Source organism: Paenibacillus sp. VTT E-133291 (assembly GCF_002264395.1).
GTDB lineage: Bacteria > Bacillota > Bacilli > Paenibacillales > Paenibacillaceae > Paenibacillus_AQ > Paenibacillus_AQ nitricinens.
Genome location: NZ_NFVA01000007.1, coordinates 55,137 through 69,181 on the forward strand (window position 1 = coordinate 55,137; position 14,045 = coordinate 69,181).

The 14,045-nt window shown below is 44.3% G+C and carries 14 protein-coding genes; 11 read left to right on the forward strand and 3 right to left on the reverse strand.

Annotated elements, in window-relative coordinates; genetic code table 11:
• Positions 1-141: 141 nt before the first annotated feature.
• From rlmN to spoVM, 6 genes are all read left to right on the forward strand, one after another.
• Positions 142-1,182: a dual-specificity RNA methyltransferase RlmN gene (gene rlmN, locus CA598_RS04965; protein ID WP_042187390.1), complete on the forward strand. Its 1,041-nt coding sequence runs from the start codon at positions 142-144 to the stop codon at positions 1,180-1,182.
• A gap of 6 nt (positions 1,183-1,188) precedes the next feature.
• Positions 1,189-1,962 (forward strand): Stp1/IreP family PP2C-type Ser/Thr phosphatase, encoded by a 774-nt coding sequence (locus CA598_RS04970; RefSeq protein WP_094868546.1) that lies wholly within the window; start codon positions 1,189-1,191, stop codon positions 1,960-1,962.
• Positions 1,962-4,229: a Stk1 family PASTA domain-containing Ser/Thr kinase gene (pknB, locus tag CA598_RS04975; protein ID WP_094875655.1), complete on the forward strand. Its 2,268-nt coding sequence runs from the start codon at positions 1,962-1,964 to the stop codon at positions 4,227-4,229. Before CA598_RS04970 ends, pknB begins: the two co-directional genes overlap by 1 nt.
• A 101-nt stretch (positions 4,230-4,330) precedes the next feature.
• On the forward strand, positions 4,331-5,236 hold the full coding sequence (gene rsgA, locus CA598_RS04980; RefSeq protein WP_094868548.1) for a ribosome small subunit-dependent GTPase A: 906 nt from the start codon (positions 4,331-4,333) through the stop codon (positions 5,234-5,236).
• Positions 5,237-5,239: 3 nt separating this feature from the next.
• Entirely contained in the window at positions 5,240-5,905 is a 666-nt protein-coding gene (rpe, locus tag CA598_RS04985; RefSeq protein WP_094875656.1) for a ribulose-phosphate 3-epimerase, read from the forward strand.
• A gap of 176 nt (positions 5,906-6,081) precedes the next feature.
• Positions 6,082-6,162, forward strand: coding sequence for a stage V sporulation protein SpoVM (gene spoVM, locus CA598_RS04990; RefSeq protein WP_020431362.1), 81 nt, complete (start codon positions 6,082-6,084; stop codon positions 6,160-6,162).
• 108 nt (positions 6,163-6,270) lie between these two features.
• On the opposite strand, the gene rpmB is transcribed toward spoVM, so the two are convergent.
• A complete protein-coding gene (gene rpmB, locus CA598_RS04995) occupies positions 6,271-6,459 on the reverse strand; it encodes a 50S ribosomal protein L28 (RefSeq protein WP_042187400.1) in 189 nt (62 codons plus the stop codon).
• A 191-nt stretch (positions 6,460-6,650) separates the two neighbouring features.
• Between rpmB and CA598_RS05000 the strand changes: the two genes are divergently transcribed.
• From CA598_RS05000 to CA598_RS05015, 4 genes are all read left to right on the forward strand, one after another.
• Positions 6,651-8,435: a DAK2 domain-containing protein gene (locus tag CA598_RS05000; RefSeq protein ID WP_094868550.1), complete on the forward strand. Its 1,785-nt coding sequence runs from the start codon at positions 6,651-6,653 to the stop codon at positions 8,433-8,435.
• A gap of 84 nt (positions 8,436-8,519) precedes the next feature.
• Positions 8,520-9,383 (forward strand): DegV family protein, encoded by an 864-nt coding sequence (locus CA598_RS05005; RefSeq protein WP_094868551.1) that lies wholly within the window; start codon positions 8,520-8,522, stop codon positions 9,381-9,383.
• Between the two features lie 9 nt (positions 9,384-9,392).
• Positions 9,393-11,444 carry an ATP-dependent DNA helicase RecG gene (gene recG, locus CA598_RS05010; RefSeq protein WP_094875658.1) on the forward strand — a complete coding sequence of 684 codons (2,052 nt, stop codon included), beginning with the start codon at positions 9,393-9,395 and terminating at the stop codon, positions 11,442-11,444.
• A 66-nt stretch (positions 11,445-11,510) separates the two neighbouring features.
• Positions 11,511-11,798, forward strand: a complete 288-nt coding sequence (locus tag CA598_RS05015) for a stage VI sporulation protein F (RefSeq protein WP_042187408.1) — start codon at positions 11,511-11,513, stop codon at positions 11,796-11,798.
• A 214-nt stretch (positions 11,799-12,012) separates the two neighbouring features.
• Here the strand turns inward: CA598_RS05015 and CA598_RS05020 are convergent, their stop codons facing one another.
• Both CA598_RS05020 and CA598_RS05025 read right to left on the reverse strand, forming a co-directional pair.
• Positions 12,013-12,873 carry a YitT family protein gene (locus CA598_RS05020; protein WP_179283587.1) on the reverse strand — a complete coding sequence of 287 codons (861 nt, stop codon included), beginning with the start codon at positions 12,871-12,873 and terminating at the stop codon, positions 12,013-12,015.
• A gap of 121 nt (positions 12,874-12,994) precedes the next feature.
• A complete protein-coding gene (locus tag CA598_RS05025) occupies positions 12,995-13,390 on the reverse strand; it encodes a hypothetical protein (RefSeq protein WP_094868553.1) in 396 nt (131 codons plus the stop codon).
• A gap of 184 nt (positions 13,391-13,574) precedes the next feature.
• Between CA598_RS05025 and CA598_RS05030 the strand changes: the two genes are divergently transcribed.
• Positions 13,575-13,988 carry a DUF2500 domain-containing protein gene (locus CA598_RS05030; protein ID WP_256989677.1) on the forward strand — a complete coding sequence of 138 codons (414 nt, stop codon included), beginning with the start codon at positions 13,575-13,577 and terminating at the stop codon, positions 13,986-13,988.
• The last annotated feature ends 57 nt before the right edge of the window (positions 13,989-14,045 follow it).

The window sequence follows — 14,045 nt, forward strand, 5'->3', positions numbered from 1 at the left end:
CTACTGACAATTGTTGTATCTTCCGCCCGCCGGGCTAACGTACGGCGGGCTATTTCTTTTACCGTCTCTGAAATTTGTGTTAAAATAGGAAGAATGAGAAATAATACGCATATCCTTATGAAAGAACAGGTGCTAATAATAATGAAACCTTTAATATATGATTTTTCTTTAGAAGAGTTACAGCAGTGGGCGAAAGATAACGGTGAGCCTGCTTTTCGTGGTGGACAGATTTTTGATTGGTTGTATGTAAAACGTGTAAGTGACTTCGAATCCATGAGCAATTTGTCTAAAGGACTTCGTCAGAAGCTGAACGAGCAATTCTCCATTGCAGCACTTACTGAGATTACTAAAATGGAATCCAAAGATGGAACAGTAAAATTTCTGTTTGGATTGCATGATGATCATGCGATCGAGACAGTTATCATGAAACATAATTATGGAAATAGCGTTTGTGTAACTACTCAAGTAGGCTGCCGAATCGGCTGTACTTTCTGCGCCTCCACGCTTGGTGGATTAAAACGTGATTTGACCGCAGGTGAAATTGTAGCTCAGGTTGTACGCTCTCAACAGATCTTGGATGAGCGGGGTGAACGTGTCAGCAGTATTGTCATCATGGGTACTGGTGAGCCGTTTGAGAACTATGATGCAACTATGAGATTCTTACGTCTTATGATTCATGAGAAAGGTCTAAATATCGGACAACGGCATATTACTGTTTCCACTAGCGGGATTGTGCCGAGCATTTATAAATTTGCAGAAGAAGATACACAAATAAATTTAGCGATTTCGATTCATGCACCTAACGACAAACTGCGTTCGAAGCTAATGCCAGTTAACCGCCGCTTTCCGTTTGATGATGTGATTGAATCTTTACGTTATTATCAAGCTAAGACGGGTCGACGGGTCAGCTTTGAGTATGCACTCATCGGCGGGGTGAATGATCAGCCGGAGCATGCTGAGGAATTAGCAGGCGTGCTTAAGAACATGCTGTGCCACGTCAATTTAATTCCAGTAAACCACGTGCCAGAGCGGAAATATGTACGTACTTCACGCAATGATATCTTTGAGTTTCAACGTATTTTGGCTGACAACGGCGTGAATGTTACCATTCGCCGTGAGCAAGGCCATGATATCGCGGCCGCATGCGGACAGCTGCGTGCCAAACATATGGAGTTGGGGTGAGGATATTTGATCAGAACAGTTCATGCCAGCGATATTGGCCGAGTGCGCTCTGTCAATGAGGATTCGGTCTGGATCGGCGCGACGCGCCACGGTTATACACTCGGCATAATTGCCGATGGGATGGGTGGACATCAGGCTGGTGAAACCGCGAGCAGGCTTGCTTTGGAGACGATGAGGAATACCCTGGACGGGCTCCTGCCTGAGCTTCAGGACGAAGCACTGCGTGATGCGTTATCAGCTGCTATTTTGGAAGCTAACAGCACTGTCTTCAAGGAGGCTTCCAGCGACGATAAGTACCACAATATGGGTACTACAGTCGTTGCTGCCCTGATGAATGGTTCAAACGGATATATTGGCCATATCGGAGACAGCAGAGCCTATTTAATAAAGGACAGTGCAGCAGTTCAATTAACCGAAGATCACACGCTAGTCAATGAGCTGTTCAAGAACGGTCAGATCAGTGTGGAGGAATTAGATAATCATCCTAGACGGAATGTGCTGACGAGAGCACTTGGAACAGATGCTGAGGTGCTGGTTGATTTAGCCCCTGTTACCCTGCTACCTGGGGAACTTTTGCTTCTGTGCAGTGATGGTTTAAGTAATTTTGTTAACAATGAGCATTTGGGCAAGGTAGCGGGAATACATGAGATACCGTTAGAGGAAAGAGCGGACCGCTTACTTCAGTTGGCACTGCTTGCTGGCGGCGGCGATAATATTAGCGTCGCTTTGTTAGAACATCATGGAGAGGCCGCTGTGCCCGAAACAAAGGAGTGGGATTGATGATCGGTCACGAACTGGGCGGCCGTTACCAAGTCATCGAACGGATCGGCGGAGGTGGAATGGCGCTCGTCTATAGAGCACATGACATTCTTTTAAACCGAAACGTCGCCATAAAAGTATTGCGTAATCAATTTGTTCATGACGAGGAATTTATCCGCCGTTTTAGGCGTGAGGCGCAATCAGCTGCATCTTTGTCTCATCCGAATGTGGTTAGTATTTACGATGTAGGGCAAGAAGACGAAATTCATTATATTGTTATGGAATATATTGAAGGCAAGAATCTTAATGAAATTATAAAAGAACGAGCGCCATTACAGGTTGACGAGTCCGTAAGGATCGCTTCACAAATCTGTGATGCACTTGATCACGCTCATCAGAATCAAATTATTCATCGGGATATTAAACCACATAATATATTGATCGGGCGCAATGGCCGGGTGAAGGTGACGGATTTCGGTATTGCTCGTGCGGTAACATCTACTACCATTACTCAGACAGGCTCTGTAGTAGGTTCCGTTCATTATTTCTCACCAGAGCATGCTAAAGGTGTCTCAACAGGAGAGAAATCCGACCTGTATTCATTAGGGATTGTACTCTATCAAATGCTTACCGGAAGTCTTCCATTCTTAGGGGAGAGTCCGATTAGCGTAGCTCTAAAACATCTGCAAGAAGAGTTTGAAGAACCAAGGCTCTTGAACCCACTTATTCCGCAAAGCGTTGAGAATGTAATTCTAAGATCGATGCGTAAAAATCCGGAAGAGCGCTATCAGTCTGCAAAGCAAATGCTGCAGGATTTAGAAACCTGCTTGCTGCCTGAGCGGCGTAGTGAAGCAAAAGTTCTTTTTAACGATGAGGAAGACGAGGATCGAACGCGGGTAATACCAGCGATTAAACCGATCCAAAGAAGTAATGGCAATCGTAATCATCGCCACGACCGGATGGATACTGATGAAGACGACGATGACGATCCGGTACCTGTGAAAAAAGGTAAAAAACAATGGACTAAGCCTGCGATATGGATTGGTCTAACTTTAGTGTTATTGCTGGCCATGGCCAGTCTCGTGTGGTACGTTAAATCCCAATTAGTTGTTCCGGAGGTATCGGTGCCATACGTGGTCGGTAAACAGCTGGAACAAGCCAAGACTGAACTAGAGGATTTGGGACTTGAGGTTGCTGATCCTATACTGTATGACTACAGTCCGAATTTCGAAGAGAATGTGGTTATGAAGCAAAGTAGGGAAAAGGACGCCAAAGTGAAAAAGGGAGCCTCCCTAATTCTAACTGTGAATACGGCAAAACCATTAACTAAGATGCCAGATGTTACAAATTTAAGCTTTGATGAAGCAGTTAAAGCGCTGATGGCAAAGGGTGTACCCCAGAATCAAATTAAGAATGATCCTCTCTTCGATGAAAATACGGCGGTGGGTAAGGTTATAAAATCAGATCCGGCCTTTGAAAGCGAGTTTGATCCTGAGACGGTTTCAGTCACCCTCTACGTTAGCAAAGGGGAAGAAAGTGTCACGATGCCAGACCTCATCGGTAAGACGGAGAGTGAAGCTAAGGCGCTTTTGGAACAATACAAGCTGGTGCTAGGAGATGTAAAGGAAGAATCCAGCTTCACAGTTGATGAAGGTAAGGTAACGAAAACTTGGGCTTTTGAGAAAGGTACCTCTGTTCCACCTGGAACAGCGATTACGATTTACTTAAGTACAGGTTATCCACCTGAAGCCCTGAATTATACCTTTAATGTACCAGTAGCTCCTGCACAGGATGGAAAGAAGAGCAAGATTCGAATTGAGTTCGTTGATGCGCGCAATAATGGTGAGAAACAAGATTGGGGAACGCGTACCATTGGAAAGAGCCAAGTGCTGTCCGTTAATCTAGTGCTTGCTCCGAATAAAGATGGCTCTGTTATTGTTACCCGAGATGGTGTGCTGTTAGACACTTATGTGATCCCATATATTGATGCGAAGAATGGAACGGTGCAAGAACCTGAACCACCGACGGTTCCGACTCCGCAGCCGACTCAGACACCGACAGATCCTACACCTACTGCTGAACCGACCATTGAACCTGAGATTCTGCCTCCAAGTTCAGACAACGATGGGTCTACTAATACTGGATCAGTCAATCAGACGGGATTCCTTACTAACAATTCGGTGAATAATGAATCGAGCAATAGTGGTAACAACAAGAACAGTAATAAAAATGATGACAAGCATAATAATAAAAACAAAGACAAATCTAAAGATAAAAGCGATAACTAATCAGGGTAGAAGTACATGAATAGTTGTGGCAGCGAAGTGACCCGGGGGATTTTCAAACTTGGGTCATTTTCGCAAAATCAGGAGAGGAAGGCTCACTATGTATGCCTGAAGGAATAATAGTAAAGGCGTTAAGCGGATATTATTACGTAAAACCGCTTCGTGAAGGATTAATTGCAACAGAGGAAGATTCAGTTCAATGCAGAGGCCGAGGCATACTTAAGAAAAAGGGGATCGCTCCTCTTGTAGGAGACCGTGTGATGTATATGCTGACTGAGCATGGTGAAGGGATGGTGGATGAGCTTCTCCCTAGAGAATCTGAGTTAATTCGTCCACCTGTAGCGAATGTAAGCCTTGCCGTTCTACTATTTTCTGTGCGGGAACCTGATATGAACCTGAATCTATTGGACAAGTTCCTGGTTCATATTGAACACTCGGGACTGGAACCCTTAATAGTTCTGACCAAACAGGATTTGGCTAATGATAACGGTGAAGCCACTAAGTATGTTAAAGAGCTCTATGAAGATATTGGTTATGAAGTGATGGTTACAAGCTCAATTACAGGAGCTGGCAGTGATGAACTAAGAGAGCGGCTTACGGGTGGCATCAGTGTATTTGCCGGACAATCTGGGGTAGGAAAGTCGACCTTATTGAATCGTATTGTGCCAGGACTTAAACTGGAGACAGGTGAGATCAGCTTACGTCTGGGCCGTGGTCGTCATACTACTCGCCATGTAGAATTGATGGATATTGGCGGGGGCGGATTTGTAGCGGATACCCCTGGTTTTAGTCAGCTTGATTTTCTTGAGCTTGGGGTTGAAGAGCTCTCTACTTGTTTCCGTGAATTTGCAAACTATGCTGGGGATTGTAAATTCCGTGGTTGTAGTCATCAGCATGAACCAGGCTGCCGAGTTATCGAGGCATGGAAGGCCGGAACTATTGCTGATAGCCGGTATGAACATTACAAATTATTTTTTAATGAAATGAAAGATAAAAAGCGGAGGTACTAAGTTATGATACGAATAGCACCATCTATATTGTCTGCCGATTTCGCGAGTTTAGGTTCAGAAGTTGCAGAAGCTGAGGTCAGTGGTGGAGATTGGATCCATGTGGATGTAATGGACGGGCATTTTGTGCCGAATATAACGCTTGGTCCACCAATCGTAAAAGCAGTCTGGTTACATACCAAACTTCCACTAGACGTTCACTTAATGATTGAGTCTCCAGAACGTTATATTTCTGATTTTGCTGCTGCAGGTGCTAGTGTGATTACTGTTCACGCTGAGGCTTGCGTTCATTTACACCGTGTGGTGCATCAGATCAAGGAATTGGGTCTTAAGGCAGGAGTAGCTATTAATCCGGGCACTCCGGCATCAGCGGTGCGTGAGGTGCTTGAGGATGTGGATATGGTTCTCGTGATGACTGTTAATCCTGGCTTTGGAGGTCAAGCATTCATTCCTAACACTTTGCGTAAAATTACTCAAATTAGAGAATGGGCGAATGAAGTTAATCCCGATTTACTTATTGAAGTCGATGGTGGTGTTTCGGAAGCCACAGCGCCATTGGTTGTTAGTGCAGGGGCAGATGTTTTGGTTGCAGGAAATGCAGTTTTTGGCCGGAGTGACCGTGCTGCAGCGATCCTTGAAATTCGAGAAGCAGCGGAAGCGGCACTTCGTTAAAAAAATAGGCTATTACGACTAAAGGTATAGGCCAAGTCCTTGACGCATAAATATGGTTACATGAGCAGAAATCTCATGTAGCCTTTTTTGTTTTGGCAGGGAGGACTGCAGTACGTTACCGTTAGAACAAGAAGAAAGTCTCCTGCGTACGGCATGAATTGATGGGAGGGTAAACCATGAAATTTTACACGTTTAAGCTGCCAAGGTTTTTGGGAGGTTTTGTTAAAGCGATTTTGAACACATTTCAGAAGAGTTGATCTTGGGCTTGGAACAGAAAAGAAAACATGAAAAAAAGCACCTTACAAATGTAAAGGGTGCTTTTTGCTTCATATGAGTGATCGCTCGGTCTTTAAAATTGCAAAAGACTAAACGCGTTCAACTTTACCGGCTTTCAAAGCACGGGTGCTGACGTACACGCGTTTTGGTTTACCGTTCACGAGGATACGGACCTTCTGAACGTTAACTCCCCAAGTACGACGGTTGCGGTTATTGGCGTGAGACACGTTGTTACCGCTGCTCGGTTTCTTGCCTGTTACTGCACATTTGCGGGACATAGATTACACCTCCTTATTCCTAACACCTGCATAAAACAATACTTATCTATAATATCACAGCAAATTTTGCTACGTCAACCGATTCAAAAACATTTATTTCTTTTAATACTTATAGTACAATGTAAATTAGTGCATTATGTCCTGTTAATCATAGAATGATTAGGCATGAAGTTAGGAAGGGGAATTCTCAATTGAGTAAGCGTTCTATAAACGGAACAGATTTTACCGCTATGGTATTGGCTGGAGCGGATAAGCTGCAACAGCATGCAGAACACGTCAATTCCCTAAATGTTTTTCCGGTTCCAGACGGAGATACCGGAACTAACATGAATTTGACGATGACCGCAGGTGCGAATGAATTGAAGAAAAATAATACAATGTCTGTCGGTCAATGTGCAGGTGTACTCTCTAAGGGCTTGTTAATGGGCGCACGGGGGAACTCCGGTGTTATTTTATCTCAATTGTTCAGAGGATTTAGCAGATCTGCAGCTCAGCATGATGAGCTAAACACACAGCAATTTGCTGCTGCACTGCAAAGCGGAGTGGACGCAGCCTATAAAGCAGTTGTGAAGCCTGTAGAAGGAACTATTCTTACAGTGGCTAAAGAGGCTGCGAGACATGCTGTCTACTATGCTCGCCGAACTACAGATGTTACAGAGCTCATGACAGAGGTATTGGCCAAAGCAAAGGAAGCCTTAGCCTATACACCGGAACAATTGCCTGTCTTGAAGCAAGTCGGTGTCGTAGATTCTGGAGGTCAAGGGTTGGTCTATATTTATGAAGGGTTTCACCAGCATCTGACGAGCGGAAGCTCCGGTGTGTCTGAAACTGTAAAAGGACAACCTCAGGCACCAGTCGTGCCAACACCAGTACCAGTGTTAAAGAAACCTGAAAGCGAACTGTCTTCTGTACAGTCTTCTGCACAATCACAGCTTTCTACAGAAGACATAGAATTTCTATATGATATGGAGTTCTTCATTAATCGCCAGTTAGGCGGTAACGTGAGAACGGATTTTGATGAGGAAGCCTTTAGGAAAGCGTTGTCAGTAAATGGAGATTCCATTATTGTAATTTCGGATGATGAAACCATTAAAGTACATGTGCATTCCAAGGCTCCAGGTGAAGTTTTGAATCTGGCACTCCTCTATGGGGAAATTACGCAGATTCATATTCTCAATATGCGTGAGCAACACCGTGACTTGCTAACAGCAGGGATGGATATTGCACCTATGCCAGATGTTTTCGCTGATATGCCGGATGAACAGAGCCGGGTACAATCAGCTCCAGCCGAACCACCAGCAGATGATTTGGCACCTTACGGATTCATCGCAGTATCATCAGGGGCTGGGATTGCAGATATATTCAAAAGTCTCGGTGTGGATGTTGTCCTAGCTGGAGGTCAGACTATGAACCCTAGTACAGAGGATTTCGTGAACGCGATTTCTTCTATATCTGCGAAGCATGTATACATTCTGCCGAATAACTCCAATATTGTTCTTGCCGCTCAGCAAGCTAAAGATCTCTTGGAGGGCGAACGTGAGATTACGGTTATTCCAAGTAAAAGCATTCCTCAAGGAATCGCTGCAGCCTTTGCGTTCCAAGAAGAGGATTCCGTGGAAATTAATTCTGGGAACATGCTAGAAGCAATCTCACAGGTCAAGTCAGGACAAGTAACAAATGCTGTCCGTGATACAAGCTTTGATGATCTGGAGATTAAATCCGGGCAATTTATCGGAATTTCAAATTCCAAAATTGTCGCTGCCGCAGATGATCTGTTAGCTGCAAGTCAGGCCCTGCTGTCCAACATGCTTGAGAATGGCGATGAAATCGTTACGATCCTTATTGGAGCAGAAACTGATTCTGAGGTCACAGATTCCTTAAGAGATTGGCTGGAAGAGACTTACCCGAATGTGGAAGTAGAGATTCATGAGGGTGGCCAACCCCTTTATTATTATCTTTTCTCCGTAGAGCCATAGATAGATGCTGAGGGTTCTATAACAGTTCAGAAGCAACTTGCTAATTACGTAGTTGGCAAAATTATAGTATGGGGGAGATAATCCATGAATCGTACCATTATCGTCACCGACAGCACATCTGATATCCCGCCAGCAATGGCGGAAACGTATGGCATTGAGGTCGTCCCTTTGACCTTGATGTTCGGCGAAGAGGCTTTCCGGGACAATCTGGATATGACGCCGGAGCAGTTCTATGAGCGACTTCCCCGCTCGTCACAGTTGCCGACTACTTCTCAACCTTCACCGGTTGAATACATGAATGTGTATCGAGATATTCTGGAACGTTCCCCGGGAAGTCCTATCCTTTCGTTTCATATTTCTTCTGGACTAAGCGGTACGTATCAATCAGCACTATTGGCTAAATCGATGTTGGAGGAAGAGGGAGAAGGGATCACTGTAGTAGATTCTCTCTCCGCTTCTTACGGTTTTGGATTTATGGTGGTGGAAGCCGCCAGGTTGGCTGCTGAAGATAAGAGTCCCGAAGCGATTCTTGAAGCTGTAGAAAGTCTGCGCCAATCTCGTAAGCTTTACTTCTTGGTAGATACACTTGAATATTTACAAAAAGGCGGGAGAATCGGAAAGGCCTCGGCCATTCTGGGAACGCTTCTTAATATTAAGCCGATCCTTTCTATTGATGCAGAAGGAATAATATATGCGGTCGAGAAAGTTAGAGGCCGTAAGAAGGCTATTGCCCGTATGATTGAATTATTTAAGAAGGATATTCAAGGTGTAGACAAAATCAATGTGGCCGTGGGTCATACGGCTGAACCGTCTTCTGGTGAAGAGTTCCTGAAAGAGCTGTCAGGACATTTTACACTGGAAGAGAAAGTGCTGACGAACGTCGGCCCTGTCGTGGGCAGTCATGTCGGAAACGGTACATTAGCTGTATTCATTTGGCCTGCAAAATGAGGGATCAATATGACACTGTCATTAAATCAAATTGAAGTAAAAAACATAACTGGCGTGAGTGCTCAAAAGCAAAGCGAGCTTCACGCCTTTGGCGTCTTTACAGTAAAGGATTTGTTAGAATATTATCCGTTTCGTTATGAGGATTATCGCCCGCGCTCGTTGAGTGAAACCAAACATGGGGATAAAGTGACTACAGAGGCTAAAGTGATCGGTATCCCTGTGCTGCAGCGTTTTGGAGGTAAATCACGACTTAGTTGCAAAATGGTTGCGGAGCCATGGATGTTCACAGCTACATGGTTTAATCGTCATTATGTGCGTGAGCAGCTTACTGTGGGAAGAGAAATTGTACTCACAGGTAAATGGGATCAGAAGCGAAATCAAATTACAGTGACGGATTTTGAATTTCCCGATCGTGGGGAAGGGAAGACAGGGACACTACAGCCAGTCTATTCCGTCGGTGGAAAGATCACGCAGTCGTGGATCAGGAAAAGTATTAATCAGGCGCTTCAACAGTATGGAGATCTAATTCCCGAGATATTGCCAAATTCTATTATGCGCCAATATGATTTTATGCCCCGCAAACGGGCGATTGCTACCATTCATAGGCCAGAGGATACGCGTGAAGGGCAGCAGGGACGCCGCAGGATGGTGTATGAGGAGTTGTTTCTGTTCCAACTGAAGATGCAGGCATTCCGGGTGCTCAATCGCGGTAGGATGGATGGTGTAGTTCATACTGTGGATAACGCAACCGTTCGTCAGTTTGTTCGCAGCTTGCCTTTTGAGCTTACAGATGCTCAGAAACGAGTGGAGCTGGAGATCTTACATGATCTGCGATCGTCCTATTGTATGAATCGGCTGCTTCAAGGTGATGTCGGTTCCGGCAAAACTGTACTAGCTGCCGTCGCGCTTTTTGCTACCGTGCGATCTGGTTTTCAGGGTGCGCTTATGGTGCCCACTGAGATTTTAGCAGAGCAGCATATGCGTTCACTTACGAAGATGTTTGAGCCGTTTGGAATTACGGTTGGTCTGTTAACAGGGAGTGTAACTGGACGGAAACGTAAAGAATTGTTAGCTTCACTACAAATGGGGATGCTCGATATTGTGGTAGGGACGCATGCGTTGATTCAGGAGGATGTATTTTTCCGTGATCTGGGTCTTGTTGTTACGGACGAGCAGCATCGGTTTGGTGTCAACCAACGAGGTGTATTGCGGCGTAAAGGATACAATCCGGATGTACTTACAATGACTGCAACGCCTATTCCACGAACACTCGCGATCTCTGTTTTTGGAGACATGGATGTATCCACGCTGTCGGAAAGACCGAAAGGTCGAGTACCTATAACCAGTTATTGGGTCAAGCATGATCTCATGGATCGTGTCCTGAATCTCATTAAGCGTGAAATAGAGCTGGGACGTCAGGCTTATCTGATTTGTCCGCTCATTGAAGAATCGGAGAAATTGGATGTGCAGAATGCTATAGATTTACATATTCAGATGAGCCAAGCTTTTCCTAACTATAAAGTTGGGCTTTTGCACGGGAAAATGTCTCCTGCTGAAAAAGATGAAGTGATGCGAGCATTCTATAACAATGAATTGCAACTCCTAGTGTCCACAACGGTTGTAGAGGTGGGTGTAGACGTTCCTAATGCCACCTTAATGATTATTATGGATGCAGACAGGTTCGGACTATCTCAGCTACACCAGCTGCGTGGGCGGGTTGGTAGAGGGGAGCATGCTTCTTATTGTGTATTGGTGGCTGATCCAAAATCTGAAATCGGGCGTGAACGAATGACTGCCATGACCGACACAGACGATGGATTTGAAATTTCACGGAGAGATTTGGAGCTGCGTGGTCCAGGTGACTTTTTTGGAACTAAGCAGAGTGGGTTACCGGAGTTCCGCTTGGCGGATATGACCGCTGATTTTGAAGTGCTGGAGCAGGCGCGTGATGATGTGGCAGAGCTGCTCAAGGATGAGAAGTTCTGGACATCTCCTGAATATGCACCTCTTCGGCATTATTTACAAGGCGAGCAAATTTTCCAAGGGGAATTAATTGACTAAGTAGGCACATCCAGCACCTAAGCCTCATATACTGTGAAAGATTGGATATGACGGGAGGTGCTACACTTGGGTTATCAACAATTCGGAATTAGCCCTCAGCTCGTGGAACGCATCAAGCTGAAGATGAAAAACGCGACTGTCAAAGATCGTATTAAAAATATGATTAACGGCGTCTCGAAACAAGAATTACAGGACACTGCGGTTGTTCGCAGGCTGGTACGGAATGCGTCAGGTGTACTGAACGAGAAATTGACCTCGACGCAGGAAGACCAAATTGTGAAATTTATTATCGCTCAGAAAATTGATCCGAACAACACCTTCCACTTGATCCGTTTATGGGGAATGTTCCGTTAGGAAAGTGTGCTAGCTCAAAAAAATAGAAGCTGTCTCCAAAGTAGTGAATGCTACTTGGGACAGCTTCTATTTTTGATTTATGCAAATCTGCAGGAATTCTTGCCTCAGAAGAAGCTTACGAGCGATAATTGAGGATATTCCTGTACTTTTGCAGAAATTCTCTGTTCTAGTGAAAGAAATGGGTAAATAAGAGGGGTCATCACTTGATTGTCAGTTATGATGGCAGGTTACTCAATCTTTGATCACTGGCAGCTGATTTGAGCACAATTTGGCTGTTGGGATCACAATCAAGGACGATGGTCCGCAGTTGATGTTCCTCCATTTTGTTGATGAGACAAAACAATGTGCTAAGCTCTCCGTTTTGCCCTGAGCCTTCAGCAAGGCCGACTTCTCGATGTAGTGAGTTTTCGAGCGCTTCCTGGACATCCTTACAACGATTGCTGGTAATCCATGCAGCGCGTGAATCGGACAAGCCTCGGAGTGAGAATCTCACACCTTCGAAGGCCAATAAGTAAGCAATAATGGAGTACATGGCTTGCTCCCAGCCAAATAGTGTGCCTGCTATAAGCAAAATAGCACAGTTCAGAATCATGATGACGACTTCGGTTGACTTTGGCGGTCCACCACTCAGAAGTGAATATCCTTGATCACTTGCATGTTTGTTTACACCACCGAATCGGACAGATATACCGATACCAAGTCCTAAACAGATCCCACCTGTCATAGCAGCAGGTAAAGGATCACTAATCACTGCAGGAAAACGGTGTAGAGCAAGAGAAGCGATGGTCAAGCAAGTCAATCCTAGAACGGTATACAGAGCAAAGCGAAGATTCACTTGCTTTCGAGACATGAATATAAAAGGCAGATTGAATAGGAAAAGAAACAATCCCAGCCGCATTTCAGTGGTATGAGCGAATAATGCCGATAAACCTGTGATTCCACCAACTACAAGCCCATGTGGTATGAGAAATAACTCTAATCCTACTGCGGCAAGTAGTGCTCCTGCAATAACGGTTAGAACTCGGAATACTGAATTTTTACGTAGTTGTTTATGTTGTGTTGTCTTAGTCTGCAATGTTTTTCCTCCTTTAGCAGGGGAAACAACTTTATTCATTTTCGTTACCTACATTTAGGTGTCTTATAATCATTTCACTTTCTTCGAATATTTATCAATGGAAGTTCTAAATGCCTTTCAGCTAACATTCATTTAAGGCAGAGATGAACTTCGCATGGCGTATTGATATTAGAAAGTGAGAAGTGAATTTTAGCAGGTACAGCCGCAGTCGAAGCAAAAATTTATAGATCACAGGACGGAATACTAAAGAAAGTGCAGGGAGTATTGCAGCTACTGCAATAGATTTAGTTCCCCACTGTTCAGTTATTTTGATGGCTCCTATTTGAGGAGTTATTTGGGGTGCCGTCCTTACGGGAGGTATAAACTTTCGCTCGTAGCGTTCAATTTCGGTTGTCGTTGATTCTTGCTCCGTAGTGAGTAATCCTCCAGACCAAACCGGCGGAAAAGAAAACATCATTCCTAGAATTAGGACGATACGAAGAAACCAATGTAGTGACAAACGCGCTATATATTGCACCGAAATAACACCTCCCAACCGTATGTAGTATAAAAAGCATACCATACCTTTTCATTTGATTCCAAATGGTTTTGTGAAAAAAATTCATTTGAAAACGATGAAAACATGAAACCGAACGGGAATAATGACGTATTTCGTAGAAAAGAAGACTTTTATTATCTTCTATCAGTCAGGAGGAATAAATTTGAGCGAATGGCAGGATTTTAACGGTTTTGATGAACAAAGCTTTTTCGGGAATTTCATTCATGAGATGCCCCTATTTTTTAAATTATTTGCTTTGTTAATTCTAGGTATTTTCGTTTTTATAATTTATAAATCAGTGAGAAGCTGGATGTCCAACAACGCAAGTCCCTTGATAAAAGCTAGCTCTAAAGCTGTGACGAAAAGGACTGAGGTATGGGGTGGATCGGGTGAATCGAGCGCACATACTAGCTATTATGTGACATTTGAGTTTGAGGATGGTGGACGTTTGGAACTGCAGGTTAGAGATCAGGATTACGGTCTGATTGTAGAAGGGGATCGAGGAGAACTCCTTTATCAAGGGACTAGATTCAAGAGCTTTGATCGAGTCAAGGAGACTGAACGGCTTAATTTCTAAAATTGTACATAACGTTCTAGAATCACTATGCCTTTTTTGGGTAAGACTCATATGAGA